16 protein-coding genes are annotated in these 15,011 nt (G+C 71.0%); 10 read left to right on the plus strand and 6 right to left on the minus strand.

Going from position 1 to position 15,011, the window contains the following annotated elements:
• Positions 1–170 precede the first annotated feature (170 nt).
• From KCH87_RS42135 to thpD, 6 genes are all read left to right on the plus strand, one after another.
• Positions 171–1,271: an aminotransferase class V-fold PLP-dependent enzyme gene (locus tag KCH87_RS42135; protein ID WP_210593275.1), complete on the plus strand. Its 1,101-nt coding sequence runs from the start codon at positions 171–173 to the stop codon at positions 1,269–1,271.
• Positions 1,272–1,339: 68 nt separating this feature from the next.
• Positions 1,340–1,867, plus strand: coding sequence for a DinB family protein (locus KCH87_RS42140; RefSeq protein ID WP_210593234.1), 528 nt, complete (start codon positions 1,340–1,342; stop codon positions 1,865–1,867).
• Between the two features lie 328 nt (positions 1,868–2,195).
• Positions 2,196–2,702 carry a diaminobutyrate acetyltransferase gene (gene ectA / locus KCH87_RS42145; protein WP_210593235.1) on the plus strand — a complete coding sequence of 169 codons (507 nt, stop codon included), beginning with the start codon at positions 2,196–2,198 and terminating at the stop codon, positions 2,700–2,702.
• Positions 2,703–2,741: 39 nt separating this feature from the next.
• Positions 2,742–4,013 (plus strand): diaminobutyrate--2-oxoglutarate transaminase, encoded by a 1,272-nt coding sequence (gene ectB, locus KCH87_RS42150; protein WP_210593236.1) that lies wholly within the window; start codon positions 2,742–2,744, stop codon positions 4,011–4,013.
• A gap of 30 nt (positions 4,014–4,043) precedes the next feature.
• Positions 4,044–4,442, plus strand: a complete 399-nt coding sequence (locus KCH87_RS42155; RefSeq protein WP_210593237.1) for an ectoine synthase — start codon at positions 4,044–4,046, stop codon at positions 4,440–4,442.
• Between the two features lie 6 nt (positions 4,443–4,448).
• Positions 4,449–5,336 carry an ectoine hydroxylase gene (gene thpD, locus KCH87_RS42160; protein WP_210593238.1) on the plus strand — a complete coding sequence of 296 codons (888 nt, stop codon included), beginning with the start codon at positions 4,449–4,451 and terminating at the stop codon, positions 5,334–5,336.
• Positions 5,337–5,360: 24 nt separating this feature from the next.
• Here the strand turns inward: thpD and KCH87_RS42165 are convergent, their stop codons facing one another.
• The 5 genes from KCH87_RS42165 to KCH87_RS42185 form a co-directional block, all read right to left on the minus strand.
• Positions 5,361–6,365 carry a maleylpyruvate isomerase family mycothiol-dependent enzyme gene (locus KCH87_RS42165; RefSeq protein WP_210593239.1) on the minus strand — a complete coding sequence of 335 codons (1,005 nt, stop codon included), beginning with the start codon at positions 6,363–6,365 and terminating at the stop codon, positions 5,361–5,363.
• A gap of 31 nt (positions 6,366–6,396) precedes the next feature.
• Complete coding sequence (locus tag KCH87_RS42170; protein ID WP_210593240.1) at positions 6,397–7,002, minus strand: RNA polymerase sigma factor; 606 nt, start codon at positions 7,000–7,002, stop codon at positions 6,397–6,399.
• 56 nt (positions 7,003–7,058) lie between these two features.
• Positions 7,059–8,144: an aminotransferase class V-fold PLP-dependent enzyme gene (locus KCH87_RS42175; protein WP_247197605.1), complete on the minus strand. Its 1,086-nt coding sequence runs from the start codon at positions 8,142–8,144 to the stop codon at positions 7,059–7,061.
• Between the two features lie 59 nt (positions 8,145–8,203).
• Entirely contained in the window at positions 8,204–8,920 is a 717-nt protein-coding gene (locus tag KCH87_RS42180) for a DsbA family oxidoreductase (protein WP_210593241.1), read from the minus strand.
• A 369-nt stretch (positions 8,921–9,289) separates the two neighbouring features.
• On the minus strand, positions 9,290–10,285 hold the full coding sequence (locus KCH87_RS42185; RefSeq protein ID WP_210593242.1) for a GlxA family transcriptional regulator: 996 nt from the start codon (positions 10,283–10,285) through the stop codon (positions 9,290–9,292).
• Between the two features lie 70 nt (positions 10,286–10,355).
• On the opposite strand from KCH87_RS42185, the gene KCH87_RS42190 reads away from it, so the two are divergent.
• From KCH87_RS42190 to KCH87_RS42205, 4 genes are all read left to right on the plus strand, one after another.
• A complete protein-coding gene (locus KCH87_RS42190; protein WP_210593243.1) occupies positions 10,356–11,747 on the plus strand; it encodes an MFS transporter in 1,392 nt (463 codons plus the stop codon).
• Between the two features lie 71 nt (positions 11,748–11,818).
• A complete protein-coding gene (locus tag KCH87_RS42195; RefSeq protein ID WP_210593244.1) occupies positions 11,819–12,337 on the plus strand; it encodes a hypothetical protein in 519 nt (172 codons plus the stop codon).
• Positions 12,338–12,459: 122 nt separating this feature from the next.
• Positions 12,460–13,683, plus strand: coding sequence for a sensor histidine kinase (locus KCH87_RS42200; RefSeq protein WP_247197606.1), 1,224 nt, complete (start codon positions 12,460–12,462; stop codon positions 13,681–13,683).
• Positions 13,680–14,357 (plus strand): response regulator transcription factor, encoded by a 678-nt coding sequence (locus KCH87_RS42205; RefSeq protein WP_210593246.1) that lies wholly within the window; start codon positions 13,680–13,682, stop codon positions 14,355–14,357. Before KCH87_RS42200 ends, KCH87_RS42205 begins: the two co-directional genes overlap by 4 nt.
• Positions 14,358–14,366: 9 nt before the next feature.
• On the opposite strand, the gene KCH87_RS42210 is transcribed toward KCH87_RS42205, so the two are convergent.
• The gene (locus KCH87_RS42210) at positions 14,367–14,975 is read right to left on the minus strand and encodes a DUF1349 domain-containing protein (protein WP_210593247.1); all 609 of its coding nucleotides are present in this window, start codon (positions 14,973–14,975) and stop codon (positions 14,367–14,369) included.
• Positions 14,976–15,011: the final 36 nt, after the last annotated feature.

Below are 15,011 nucleotides of genomic sequence, written 5' to 3' on the forward strand. Positions count from 1 at the left end.
GGGGGAACGATGAAAAGGCAGAGTTCCGATTATAAGGAAACGTTTGAGCGCCTCAAACCAAACCGATGGCCAAGCGGCCGCCCGGCCTAAGAAGTCGCCGGTCCAGTCCGGAATCCGGGACCCGGTTACCCTCGTTTCCGTCGATCCCCGTGAGCGAAGAGAGCACCGCCGTGACCCACCCCTTCCTCGACCTGGCCCCGCTGAGCGCCGCGCACTTCGCGTCCATCGAGGACCGTGTGGCACGACTGCTGCGTACCCGGCAGGACGTCGTGATCATGCAGGGCGAGGCGCTGTTGCCGCTGGAGGGGGCGATCCGCGGGACCGCCGGGCCCGGCACGACCGCACTGAACGTGATCACCGGGCCGTACGGGCAGACCTTCGGCGACTGGCTGCGGGACTGCGGCGCCACGGTGATCGATCTGGCCGTGCCCTTCCACACGGCGGTCACGGCCGCGCAGATCCAGGACGCCTTCACCGAGCACCCGGAGATCGACTTCGTGTCGCTGGTGCACGCGGAGGCGGCGACCGGCAACACGAACCCGGTCGGGGAGATCGGTGAGGTCGTACGGCAGCACGGTGCCCTCTTCTATCTGGACGCCGTCGCCTCCATCGGGGCCGAGCCGGTGCTGCCGGACGCGTGGGGCGTGGACCTGTGCGTGATCGGGGCCCAGAAGGCGATGGGCGGACCGGCCGGGGTGTCGGCCGTGTCGGTGAGCGAGCGGGCGTGGGCTCGGATGGCGGCGAATCCCCAGGCACCGCGCCGGTCGTATCTGTCGCTGCTCGACTGGAAGGAGCGGTGGATCGACGGCGGACGCCGTGCGCTGCTCCATGCCCCGGCCCAGCTGGAGATGCTGGCACTGGAAGCGTGCGTGGAGCGGATCGAGGCGGACGGTCCGGACACCGTCATGGCCCGGCACGCGGGTGCCGCAGCGGCGACGAGGGCCGGGGCGTCGGCGCTCGGCGGAGGGCTGGAGCCGTACGTGCACGAGGCAGCGGACGCGGCGCCGGTGGCCACGACCCTGCGGGCACCGGCCGGGACGGTGGCGTCCGAGCTGGTGGCCCGGGCGCTGGCGTCGGATCCCGCGCTGCCGCTGGCCGCGGGCGGGGGCGCGCTGGCCAAGGAGATGATCCGGGTGAACCACTATGGCGTCGACGCGACGCGAGGGGTCGTCCAGGCGTCTCTGGCGGCGTTGGGGGCGGCGCTGTCCGAGAAGGGGCTGGATGTGGATCCGGACGGGGCTCGGCGGGCGGCTGAGGCTGCCTGGCGGTAGGGCGGTAGGGCGGTAGGGCGGTACCGAAGCAAGGCGCCGATGTCAGTGCCCCGTGCCATGCTCGCCCCATGACCACCAACACACCTCTCACCCTCCCCGACGGTCGCCCCATCCCCTTCATGACCGGTGACGAACTCCCCATGCTCCAGGGCTGGTTGGCCTTTCATCGGGCCACGCTCGCGCTGAAGTGCTCGGGACTGGACGACTCCCAGGCACGGCTGGCGTCCGTCGAGCCGTCCTCGCTCACGCTCCTCGGGCTCGTGCAGCACGTCACCGAGGTCGAGCGGAACTGGTTCCAGCGGGTGTTCGCCGGTCTTGACGTGCCGCCGGTGTACGGGGAGGCGACCGGGTACGTCCTGGATCCGGAGCGCGGGCTGGACGAGGCGCTCGCGGTGTGGCGGCGGGAAATCGCCCGGAGTGACGAGCTGTGTGCCGGGCACTCGCTCGACGACACCGGGCGGATGGTGGACCAGCCGGTGGCCGGTCTCGAGGTCAGTCTGCGCTGGGTGCTCATCCACATGATCGAGGAGTACGCCCGGCACAACGGCCACGCGGACCTGCTGCGGGAGCGGATCGACGGGGTGACCGGAGCCTGAATTGCGTATTGAATCACAGGATTCACGGCGTGCAATTCGGGAATTCAATCGAGAGCAGCTTCCCGTATTCTTCTGCCCGCTTTCCCCCGACCTAAACACTAAGATTTCGCGAACGTCAACCGGTGTAATTCGGGCAGATCTCGTGAGGGTTACATGGTTGTGACGCGTTACACATCGCCGCCGATTTGCCCCTTATCTGCCGTGCAAACCGGGCCATACCTCGCACCTCCGCCTCCTGGCTCGCGCCCGCGTGATAACACATGTATCGTCGACACGTAACCCCGTCCGGCCATGCAATTCGGCTTTCCCCTCGGTAAATTCAATTCGCATGACTGCCGCACAAGCAGACCTGCACATCGACCGTCCGGCGGTGTCGGACGGCGCCGCACTCTGGCGAATCGCCAGAGACTCGGGGAAGCTCGACCTGAACTCCTCGTACAGCTATCTGCTGTGGTGCCGTGACTTCGCCGGTACGTCGGCCGTGGCGCGCGCCGTCGACGGAAGGCCCGTCGGCTTCGTCACCGGGTACGTGCGGCCCGAGCGCCCGCGGACCCTGCTCGTGTGGCAGGTGGCCGTCGACTCCGAGCACCAGGGACAGGGGCTCGCCGCCCGACTGCTGGACGGGCTCACCGCGCGCGTCGCGGCCGAGCGTCCGCTGACCGACGTCGAGACCACCATCACGCCGGGCAACACCGCGTCCGAGCGGCTCTTCATCTCGTACGCCGAACGCCACGGTGCGCGCGTCGAGCGTGAAGTCCTCTTCGAGACCGGGCAGTTCCCCGACGGTCCGCACGATCCCGAGGTGCTGTACCGCATCGGGCCCCTGTCTCTCTGACCTCCCCCCACACACTTACGCTTCGAGGAGCGATTCGTCGTGACCATCACCCAGCCCGACCTCAGCGTCTTCGAGACCCTGGAGTCCGAGGTGCGCAGCTACTGCCGCGGCTGGCCCACCGTCTTCGACCGTGCTCAGGGCAGCCGTATGTACGACGAGGACGGCCACGAGTACCTGGACTTCTTCGCCGGCGCCGGATCCCTGAACTACGGGCACAACAACCCCGTGCTGAAACGGGCGTTGATCGACTACCTGGAGCGGGACGGCGTCACGCACGGGCTCGACATGTCGACCACCGCCAAGCGCAGCTTCCTCCAGACCTTCCAGGACCTCGTCCTGCGCCCGCGTGATCTGCCGTTCAAGGTCATGTTCCCGGGGCCGACCGGCACCAACGCCGTCGAGTCCGCGCTGAAGCTGGCGCGGAAGGTGAAGGGCCGCGAGGCGATCGTGTCGTTCACCAACGCCTTCCACGGCATGTCGCTGGGGTCGCTCGCCGTCACCGGCAACGCCTTCAAGCGGGCCGGCGCGGGCATCCCGCTGGTGCACGGCACGCCGATGCCGTTCGACAACTACTTCGACGGCACGGTCGAGGACTTCCTGTGGTTCGAGCGGCTCCTGGAGGACCAGGGGTCCGGGCTCAACAAGCCCGCCGCCGTGATCGTGGAGACCGTGCAGGGCGAGGGCGGCATCAACGTGGCCCGCCCGGAGTGGCTGCGGGCGCTGTCCGAGCTGTGCGAGCGGCAGGACATGCTGCTCATCGTCGACGACATCCAGATGGGCTGCGGACGGACGGGCGCGTTCTTCTCCTTCGAGGAGGCGGGCATCACGCCCGACATCGTGACCGTGTCCAAGTCCATCAGCGGCTACGGACTGCCGATGTCGCTGTGCCTGTTCAAGCCCGAGCTGGACATCTGGGAGCCGGGCGAGCACAACGGCACCTTCCGCGGCAACAACCCCGCCTTCGTCACGGCCACCGCGGCCCTGGAGGCGTACTGGGCCGACGGTTCCGCGATGGAGAAGCAGACCCGGTCCAAGGGCGAGCAGATCGAGCAGGCGATGATCTCCATCACCGAGGAGAACCTCGCCGACATCAAGGAGTACCGGGGCCGCGGTCTGGTGTGGGGCCTGGAGTTCCACGACAAGGACCGCGCCGACCGGGTCGCCAAGCGCGCCTTCGAACTCGGGCTGCTCATCGAGACGTCCGGCCCCGAGAGCGAGGTCGTCAAACTGCTGCCGGCCCTCACCACCACCCCCGAAGAGCTCGACGAGGGCCTGCGTGTCCTCGCTCGTGCCGTACGCGAAACCGTGTGAATCACCCGAGATAAGGAGCTGTTCAACACCGTGATCGTCCGTTCGTTCAAGGACATCGAAGGCACCGACCGGCACGTGAAGGCCGAATCCGGCACCTGGGAGAGCAAACGCATCGTCCTCGCCAAGGAGAAGGTCGGCTTCTCCCTGCACGAGACGGTCCTGTACGCGGGTACGGAGACGTCGATGTGGTACGCGAACCACATCGAGGCCGTCGTCTGCGTGGAGGGCGAGGCCGAGCTGACCGACGACGAGACCGGGCGGAAGTACACGATCACGCCCGGCACCATGTACCTCCTCGACGGACACGAGCGGCACACGATGCGGATCAAGCAGGACTTCCGCTGCATCTGTGTCTTCAACCCGCCCGTGACCGGACGGGAGGACCACGACGAGAACGGCGTGTACCCGCTGCTCACCGAGGAGGGCTGACATCTCATGACCACGATCACGGACCTGTACCCCACCCGAGGCGCCTCCGAGGTGGCCGTACCCCGCCAGGACCCGGTCGTCTGGTCCGCGCCCGGCACGCCGGGCCCCTTCTCGGCGGCCGACCTCCAGGCCTTCGAGCGGGACGGCTTCGCCGCCCTCGAACAGATCATCACCGAGGACGAAGTCGCCGTGTACCGGCAGGAGTTGGAGCGGCTCGTCACCGATCCGGCGATCCGCGCCGACGAGCGGTCCATCGTCGAGCCCAAGTCGCAGGAGATCCGCTCGGTCTTCGAAGTGCACCGGATCAGCGAGGTGTTCGCCGCGCTGGTGCGGGACGAGCGGGTCGTCGGACGGGCCCGGCAGATCCTCGGCTCGGACGTGTACGTCCACCAGTCGCGGATCAACGTCAAGCCCGGCTTCGGGGCCAGCGGTTTCTACTGGCACTCCGACTTCGAGACCTGGCACGCCGAGGACGGTCTGCCCAACATGCGCACGGTGTCCGTCTCGATCGCGCTGACCGAGAACTACGACACCAACGGCGGCCTCATGATCATGCCGGGGTCGCACCGGACGTTCCTCGGCTGTGCGGGGGCCACGCCGAAGGACAACTACAAGCAGTCCCTCCAGATGCAGGACGCGGGCACGCCGTCCGACGAGGCGTTGACCGCGCTGGCCGGCCAGTACGGCATCAAGCTGTTCACCGGCCGGGCGGGTTCGGCGACCTGGTTCGACTGCAACTGCATGCACGGGTCGGGCGACAACATCACGCCGTTCCCGCGCAGCAACGTGTTCATCGTGTTCAACAGCGTGGAGAACGCGGCGGTCGACCCGTTCGCGGCGCCCATCCGGCGGCCGGAATTCATCGGGGCCACGGACTTCACGCCCGTCAAGTAGCAGCCCTTCAGTGAGCGGGCGGTGTCACAGCCAAGCCAGTGACGCCGCCCGCTCCAGCACGTTCCGTACGGCCGTCCGGTCGCCCGTGGCGCCGTGCGGGACCTCGTCGGCGGTGTGACGGCCGCCGATCAGCAGGCAGAAGTCGAGGGGATCCAGGACGAGTTCGGCCCGTACGGGCTCGTCCTCGGAACCCAGCACCCACTCCTCGCCGCCGGTGATCGCGAACAGCACCGGCGGCGCGGTGGGTCCGAGGGCCCGGCCCAGGATGCGGACCGCCAGGCGGACCAGCTGCCACAGGTGCCGCTCGGGCGGCGGCGGGACCGCGAGGCCCAGGGCGCGGCCGATGTCGTCGGTGTGGATCCACGCCTCGAAGGCGCGCACCACGAAGTGGTCGGCGACCGGCAGCCGTGTCCCCATCAACGTCACGGCGTGGGAGGCCCGTTCGGCGTCCAGGGCCTCGGGGGTGGCGAGCAGCGCGCCCGCCTGCGCGGACCAGTCCGCGACCGTCTCGTCCGGGCTGCGGCGGTACTCGTGGGCGATGACGTCGGCGGTCCGCCGGTTCCAGGCGTCCCCCCAGGGTGCGCCGTCCACGATCGTCGAGGGCGGCACCCGCGCGTCGACGCCGAGCAGTCCGGCGAGGTGTTCGTCGGCGGCGAGGAGGTGGGCGATCGTCGCGTGCACGTCCCAGTCGTGTACGACCGGCGTGCCCCAGCGGCCGGCGGCCTCGGGCAGCAGCGCCTTCAGACCGGCGACGGCCGCCGCGTACGGGGCCGCGTGTGCGGCGACGCGGGGTGCGGCGGGGCGGGTGCGCAGGGCGCCGGACAGGACGTCGGACGCGGGGAGTTCGGGGGTGTCGTTCGGGCGCGGGCCGTCCAGCAGACGGACCGTCCGGCGCCACCGCTCCGCCTGCGCGGCGCAGCTCTCGCACTGGGCCAGGTGCGGCGGGACCGTCCGCTCGTCGGCCGGTTCCAGGGCGCCGAACGCCCAGGCGGCCAGCAGATCCCGTACACCGTCGTGTTCCGTGGTCACCCCGCACCTCCTCGCACCCTGTCCATGGCCATCATGCGCCTCTTTCCAGCGCCGGATCGGGCGGGTCGGCCAAAGATTCGGCCAAGGTGCGCAGAGCCGTGCGCAGCCGGGTCTTGGCGGTGCCCTCGGGGATGCCGAGTTCGACGGCGGCCTGGCGGTAGGTGCGGCCCGCGAAGTACGCGAGGTGCACCACCTCCCGTTGCGGCTGCGGGAGTTCGGCGAGGGCGGAGTGCAGGAGGAGGGAGCGTTCGCGGTCGACGACCGTCTCGTCGGGTCCGGGGCGGGCGTCGGGGATGGCCTGGAGCATGGAGTCGTCGGCTCCGGCGTGCTTACGGTGCCGGGCCTCGCTGCGCACCCAGTCCACGGCCCGCCGGTGGGCCAGCATGGACAGCCAGGTGCGCAGCGAGCCGCGGCCCGCGTCGAAGGCGTACGGTCTGCTCCACAGCTGGGCGAAGACCTCCTGCGCCACGTCCTCGGCGGCGGCCGGACTGCGGGTCACCCGCATGGCGACGCGCCGCACCAGGCCGCCGTACGCCGTGTACGCCTCGGCCAGCGCGGACTCGTCGCCGTAGACCAGCCGCCGGTGCAGCTCCGCGTCGGCGGGCAGCTCGACGGACGTATTGCCCGTGGACTCCACGGCACCACCACCCCTGGTGCCCTTCCTAGCGTCCTCGCGCGGCCCGCGCCAGTGGTTCACGAAGACAGGACGTCCAGCAGACGGTCGACATCGGCGGATGTGTTGTACACGTGGAAGGCGGCGCGCAGGTTGCCGGCGCGGTCGGAGACCTCGACTCCGGCCCTGCTCAGGTCGGGTTGCCGGTGGCCGAGTCCGGGCACGGACACGATCGGTGACCCGGGGGCCGGCACGGGTGCGTGGCCGAGGGCGGCCAGGCCGCCGCGGAACCGGTCGGCGAGGGCCAGGTCGTGGGCGCGCACGGCGTCCACGCCGAGTTCCTCCAGCAGGGCGAGGGAGTGGCGGGCGCCGGCGTAGGCGAAGAGTGCCGGGCTCTCGTCGAACCGCCGTGCGGAGTGGGCGAGTTCCTCGACCGGGCCGTAGCAGGAGTCCCAGGGCTCCTCCCCCGCGACCCAGCCGGCGAAGACCGGGGTGAGGGCGCCGAGGTCCTCCGGGACGACCAGGAAGGCAACGCCGCGCGGGCAGACGAGCCACTTGAAGGCGACGGAGGTGACGTAGTCGTAGGCGTCCGCGTCGAGGTCCTGCCAGCCGGTGGCCTGGGACGCGTCGACGTAGGTACGCGCCCCGTGCTCGTGCGCGGCCGCGCGGATCGCGGGCAGGTCGGCGATCCGGCCGTCGGCCGACTGCGCAGCGCTCACCGCGACCAGCGCGGTGCCGGGCCGTACGGAGTCGGCGATCCGCTCCAGCGGCACGGTGCGCACCTTGAGGTCGCCGCGGATGTGGAACGGCGTCACCGTGGAGCTGAAGTCGCCCTCGGCGGTGAGGACTTCGGCGCCCTCGGGGAGGGAGGCGGCGATCAGGCCCGTGTAGACGGCGACCGAGGCGCCCGCCGCCACCCGGCGGTCGGGTACCCGGGTCAGGCGCGCGAAGGAGGCGCGGGCGGCCTCGACGTCGGCGAACATGTCGGTCGGCCGACCGGCGGCCGAAGCCTCCACGGCGGTCTGCATGGCGGCCACCGTGCGGGCCGGCATCAGCCCTGTGCTCGCGGTGTTGAGATAGGTGTTCTTCGGGGCGAACTCGGAACGGACGAAGCTCTCGAAGGTCTCCATGGGTCCACTCTGGGCCTCGATGAAGTCGTAGTCCATTGCGTATTTCTGCGTGGTTCCGCGAAGGAATCCTTATACGTCGTGCCCGACCTGCGACTTCAGTCCTGAGGCACCGCGCAGCCGTCGGGGCCGCAGGCGTCTGCCTCGGCTCCCTCGCCGACCAGCTTCAGCGGCGGTCGCTCGCCCCACGCCTGGGTGAGGGCCTGGGCGAAGAGCTCGGCGGGCTGGGCGCCGGAGAGGCCGTACTTGCGGTCGAGGACGAAGAAGGGCACGCCGTTCGCGCCCAGTTCGGCCGCCTCGCGTTCGTCGGCGCGGACGTCTTCGGCGTAGGCGTCCTGGTCGGCGAGGATCTTGCGGACGTCGCCGGCGTCGAGGCCGGCCTCCGCGGCGAGTTCCACGAGCCGTTCGTCGTCGTTGAAGACGGAGCGCTCCTCGGCGAAGTTCGCCCGGTAGAAGATCTGGATCAGCTCGTTCTGGCGGCCCTGTTCCTTGGCGAAGTGGAGCAGTCGGTGCATGTCGAAGGTGTTGCCGTGGTCGCGGCCGCGGGTGCGGTAGTCCAGGTCCTCGGCGGCGGCCTGCGCGGCGAGGTTGTCCTCACCGGCCTCCGCCTGGGCCTCGCTCATGCCGTACTTCTTCGTGAGCATCGTGATCACGGGCTGGATGTCGTCCTTGGCGCGGCCCGGGTCCAGCTCGAAGGACCGGTGCACCACCTCGACCTCGTCCCGGTGCGGGAAGGCCGCGAGCGCCTTCTCGAAGCGGGCCTTGCCGACGTAGCACCAGGGGCAGGCGATGTCGCTCCAGATCTCGACGCGCATGTCTTCGGCTCTCCAGGTCGCACGGGAGCGGAGACTCCCTCCGCCGGAGTAGGTGAACGTTCAAACGGCGGGGATTCATTCCGCGGGTGCCTGCGGCTGTGGGGTTGGGATGCCTGCGGCGGCCCGTGCGGGTTCGGTGGGGTGCGCGTTGCGCCTGCGGGTGTGTGTGGTGGGTCGGGGACGTGGTGGGGGTGTCCGTCCTCGGAACGGCGCGGAATCGGTTTCTTACCAACTTGCCCGTGTTGACGCGCCAACCGCTGCGGGCGGACACCCCCACCACGTCCCCTTCTCGCCGTACGCGACTGCGGGTGCTTGTGCGTCCGCCTCCGACCCAGTCGGGTGGTCCAACCCGGAGGCGCTTGTCGTTGATCATGCCGCCGAGGACGTGAGTGTCTGCGTTGTGGTTCCGAGGCGGGTGAACTGGGTTCGGTAGGCGCTGGGGGTGAGGCCGGTGCGGCGGACCAGGTGGGTGCGGAGGGAGTCGGCGGTGCCGAGGCCGCAGGCGCGGGCCAGCTGGTCCATGGGCAGAGTGGTGGTCTCCAGGAGTTCCTTGGCGCGCTCGATGCGCTGGTGCAGCAGCCATTGCAAAGGGCTGACGCCGCTCTCGGCGTGGAAGCGCCGGGTGAGGGTGCGGACGCTGACGCCGGCGTGCCGGGCCAGGTCGGTGAGGGTGAGCGGCTTGTCGAGGTTGCGCATGGCCCAGCCGCGGGTGTCGGCGCAGACGATGCCGCGCTCGGGCGGCAGCGGGGTCTGGGTGAACTGGGTCTGGCCGCCGGGGCGTACGGGGGCGACGAGGGCGAGGCGGGCGACCTCGTTGGCGACGGCGGCGCCGTAGTCGGTGCGGATCATGTGCAGGCACAGGTCGATGCCGGCGGCGTAGCCGGACGAGGTCAGGTACGGCCCGTCCTGGACGTACAGCACGTCGCCGCGCAGGTCGACCTGCGGGTACCGGCGGCGCAGTTCCTCGGCGTGTGCCCAGTACGTCGTGGCCCCGCGCCCGTGCAGCAGGCCCGCCTCGGCGAGCTGGAAGGCGCCTGTGCACAGGGACGCGATCCGTTTGCCGTCGGCGGCGGCCTCACGTACGGCGGTGACGATCCGCGACTCCGGCTCGAAGGGTTCCCCGGTCCCCGCGACGAGCACCGTGTCCGCCTCCCGCACGGCTTCGAGTCCGTGCCGTACGTACAGGTCGAGCCCGCCGCTGGTGGGCAACGGCCCCGGCTCCGCCGCACAGATGACCACCTCGTAGCCGGGCCGTCCGTCCACCTCGACCTTGTCGAACAGCATCTCCGGGATGGCGAGGTTGAACATCGACACGGGCGACGGCGCGACGACGGCGATACGGCGCGGGCCGGGTGGTCGAGACATGGCCAGAACCTCCGGGTGTGTGGCAATCCGGTCACTACTGTACCGGGGCCGAGATCCGCAGTATGAGGACATGCCAACGAACCGGACCCTCAAGGGTGACCAACTCGTCTCTGTCGAGGGCGAGTTGGAGCCCGACGGCTCCTCCCCTGCCCTCACCCTCACCGCCGGCCTCCTCGGTTTCGCGCTGGTCTGCCTCGACGCGTCCATCGTGAACGTGGCCCTGCCCGCGATCGGTTCCTCTCTCGGTGGCGGGATGTCCGGTCTCCAGTGGGTGGTGGAGGCCTACACCCTGGCCTTCGCCGCGCTGATGCTGTCCACCGGTGCCTTCTCGGACCGGGCGGGGGCGAGCCGGGCGTACGCGCTCGGGGCCGCCGTCTTCACGCTCGCCTCGGCGGCCTGCGGTCTGGCGCCGAATCTGCCCGCCCTGATCGGCGCGCGGGTGGTGCAGGGCGTGGCGGCGGCCGTCGTGCTCCCTGCCTCGCTGGCGCTGGTGCGGCAGGCGTACGCCGATCCGGCGCGGCGGGCGCGTGCGGTGGCCGTGTGGGCGGCGGGCGGTTCAGCGGCTGTGGCGCTGGGTCCGGTGGTGGGCGGTGTGCTGACGACGGCCTGGGACTGGCGCGGGATCTTCTTCGTCAATCTGCCGGTCGGTGCGCTGATCCTCGCGCTGCTGCTCCGGGCCCCGCGCTCACAGCGCCGTCCCGCACCGCTGGACGTGCCCGGTCAGGTGACGGCGGTGGTGGCTCTCACGGCACTGACGTTCGCGGTGATCGAAGGGGGGACGGCGGGATGGACGGCGCTGGGCGTGGCCGTGGTCGCCGCTGCCGCGTTCCTCCGAGTCGAGGCACGCCGGCCGCATCCGGTCGTGCCCCTCGGCCTCTTCCGCAACCGGACCGTCGCGGTGACGGTCGCCGCGGGAGCCGCGGTCAGCGTGGCCTTCTACAGCATGGTGTTCGTCTTCTCGCTCTTCTTCCAGCAGGTCCAGAGCCGCTCGGCGCTGGCCGCCGGGCTGATGTTCCTGCCGATGACCGGGCTGATCGCGGTGACGAACGTGGTGGCGGGCAAGCTCGCGGGCCGCTACGGCGCACGGCTGCCCATGGTGGCGGGGCAGGCGCTGGCCGTCGTAGGACTGCTCGTCCTGCTGTACGTCGACACCGGCACGCCTGCGGTCGTGGTGGCCCTGCTCCTCGTCCCCATGGCGCTGGGCTGCGCACTGACGGTGCCCCCGCTGACCGCGGCGATGATGGACGCCGTGCCCGCCGAGCGGGCGGGGCTGGCGGCCGGGGTGCTCAACTCGGCGCGGCAGATGGCCGGAGCCCTGGGGATCGCCGCCTTCGGGACGCTGGTCTCCGACGGTTTCGTGGCGGGGATGCGGTGGAGCCTCGGGATCAGCGCGACCCTGCTGGCGGTGACACTGCTGCTCAGCTGCCGGCTCCCGGGGCGGGCACGTCAACCCGTGGGTTGAGGACGGGATCAACCCCGCGGTCAACTCGCGGGCCGACGTTCAAAGGCGTCCCGCGCGGCACGCTCGTGGGCATGACGACGACCGACTATCTGATCTCCGCGGCCCTGGTCCTCCTGGTCATCCCGCAGATCCGCGGCACCCGCCAGACCCTGCGCAACGCGCTGCTGCCCGTGGTGTGCGTCGCCGCCGCGGCCTCCTACTACCTGAAGTCCTTCCCGACCGAGGGGCACGACGTCCAGCTGTACATCGTGGGTGTCGTCGCCGGTGCGGTCCTGGGCATCGCCTGTGGTGCCACCACGCGGCTGAGCCGTGCCTCGGACGGCGTCGCCCTGGCGAAGGCCGGGGCGGTGGCCGCGGCCCTGTGGATCGTGGGCATGGCCGCGCGCGCCGGGTTCGAGTACTGGGCCAACCACAGCGGCGCCACGGCGATCGCCCGGTTCAGCGAGGACAACCTGATCACCGGTGCCGCCGCCTGGACGGCAGCGCTGCTGCTGATGGCCCTGGCCCAGGTCATGTTCCGGCTCGCGGTGGTGCGGCTCAAGGCCCGGCAGATCTCCTCGCACGCCCCCACGGCGGCGGCCCGGGTCTGAGCCCGATGGCGCTCCGGCAACGTCCCCGACCCGGCGGCAACCCATCGGCTCGGCCCCGGCCTCCCGGGTCCGGGCCGGTGCCCGTCGCGCCTGCCACCGGGCGTCTCCCTATCCTTCAGACCATGACGGATCTCGCGGGCGGCGCGTCGGCCGTGGTCAGTCCGCGACTGGCCGTGGCGCTCGCCGACGTCCGGGCCCGGCGCGAGCGCCGGAGCCGGCGGCTGCGGCCCGTGCTGTGGGGCATCATGGCCACCATCGTGGTGCAGGCGCTGTACTCCGACCCGGCGCCCGGCCTGCATGGGGAGCACCTCGTCGTCACCCTCGTCCTGGCCGGTTGCCTGCTGCCGCTGGCCGCCGTCGCCTCCGGGCTGTGGCAGGTGGTGGCCCCTGCGTCGTGTGTTCTGTTCTGCCTGCTGATCACCGGGTTCGGGCTCGCGCTCGGTGTCGTCCAGCCCGGTTCCACGTCCGTCCTGCCGCCGTCGGTGGCGGTGCTGTCCGCCTTTCTCGTACTCCCGCGGCGCCAGGCCGTCGTACTCGGCTGCGTCGTGGTGGGCGGTCTCGTCGCCGCCGAGCTCGCGGGGGCGGACGTCAGCGCGGGGAACGTGCTCAGCCAGCTGCTGTTCTGCGTGGTCCTCGCCCTGATGGCGATCGCCCTGCGGCAGGCCGGTGACAACGAGGAACGGGCGGAACTGCTGCTCGCGCAGCTGGCGGACGCCCGGGCGGCCGAGGCCGAGGCGGCCGCGCTGGCCGAGCGCACCCGTATCGCCCAGGACCTGCACGACGTACTCGCCCAGACCCTGTCGGGTCTCGCGGTACAGGTGCAGGCCGCGCGGCGGATGGCGCGGCGCGACGGCGCCGGCGATGACCTGCGGGAACTCCTCGACAGGGCCGGGAAGCTCGTCAAGGAGGGACTCGGCGACGCACGCCGCGCGGTGGGCGCGCTGCGCGGACAGCAGACGCCCTCGCTGGACCGTCTGCCCGAGCTGGTCGAGCGCTACCGCGTCGATCTGGAACTCGACGTCACGCTGTCCGTGACGGGGGCACGCCGTGCCCTGTCCACGGACGCCGACCTCGCGCTGTACCGCGGCGCCCAGGAGGCGCTGACGAACGCGGCCCGGTATGCCCGCGGGGCCTGCACGACGGTGGCCCTCCGCTATGACGCCGGGAGCACGATCCTGACGGTCGAGGACCGGCGCACCACACCCGAGCCGCCTCCGGCCGCGCCGGTCGAGGGCTCCGGCCTGGGGCTGCGGGGCATGCGGGAGCGATTGAGCGCGGTCGGCGGCAGCGCGAGCGCCGGGCCGACCCCGGAGGGCTGGCGGGTGCGGATGGAGGTCCCGGTATGACCGAGCACGACGGCGAGCGGATCACGGTCCTGGTCGCGGACGACCAGCAGGTCGTGCGGGGCGGACTCGTCCTGCTGATCGGCATGCTGGACGGCATCGAGGTGGTCGGCGCGGCGCGTGACGGCGCGGAGGCCGTCCAACTGGCCGAGCGGCTGCGTCCCGACGTCGTCCTCATGGACCTCAACATGCCGGTGCTCGACGGCGTCGCGGCCACGTCTGCCGTACGGGAGAGGGCGCCGGAGAGCGCGGTGCTGGTGCTGACCACCTACGCCGACGACGACTCCGTCTTCCCGGCGCTGCGCGCGGGTGCCCGTGGCTATCTGACCAAGGACGCGGACGACGACGAGGTCGAGGCCGCGATCCGCAACGTCCACCGCGGACGCACCTGGCTCGACCCCGTGGTCCAGGCTCGGCTCGTCGCCCACCTCCAGCCCGAGGCCGCCGCGTCCGACACCCGACGGGATGCCTTGCCGGACGGTCTGACCCCGCGCGAGGCCGAGGTGCTCACCCTCATCGCCCAGGGGCTGTCCAACGAGGAGATCTGCGCCCGGCTCGTGGTGAGCCGGGCCACGGTGAAGACGCACATCAACCGCATCTTCGCGAAGATCGGCGCCAACGACCGCGCCCAGGCGGTGGGATACGCCTACCGCAACAACCTGGCCGACGGCGGTTAGCCAGGTCGCTCAGCTGCCGTCTCGCAGGTCCTTCGGCCAGTCGGCCCTGAACTCGATGTGGTCATACGTCACCACACACCCCTCCCCCATCGGCGACTGCGTCATGAAACCGACCAGGGCGGCGCCGGTCTCCTCCGCCCCGCCCAGCGTGAACAGCCGGACGAAGGTCCAGCGTTCGCCGTCACGGGAGGCGTGAAAGGCAAAGGAACGACCGGTCCGGCTCACCCGGAGCCAGACGGAACTGCCCTCCACGGTGAAGGAGTTGGCGTCGTCCGAGTGTCCCCGGGTGACCACCGTGCAGACGGTGGGCACGTCCGGGGAGTACTCCAGACACAGCTTGGCCCAGGCCCGCTCACCGACATGGACGTACAGCACCCCCGCGTCGAAGGCCGCCGCGAACCCGACGGTGACCCGGGCGATCAGCTGAAAGTCCCCGACAGGGGCGCCCAGGAGGCGAGGCGCATCAGAGGCGGGGTCCAGCCCCTCACCGGTGGGCGGCACGAACCGATCCTGCCGGGACCCGGCCCACCCGGAGAGGAACCCGTCCTCGTAGGCCCAGTGCCCGTCGGGTCCATACGCACGGAGGGGGAAAGGAAGTTCGGGAACTTGGACGTCCATCGCTCTATTGTCTCAGGCCCGGTGGGCCCACCCAGG

Origin of the sequence: Streptomyces sp. GESEQ-35 (genome assembly GCF_017948485.1) — a bacterium.
Lineage (GTDB): Bacteria > Actinomycetota > Actinomycetes > Streptomycetales > Streptomycetaceae > Streptomyces.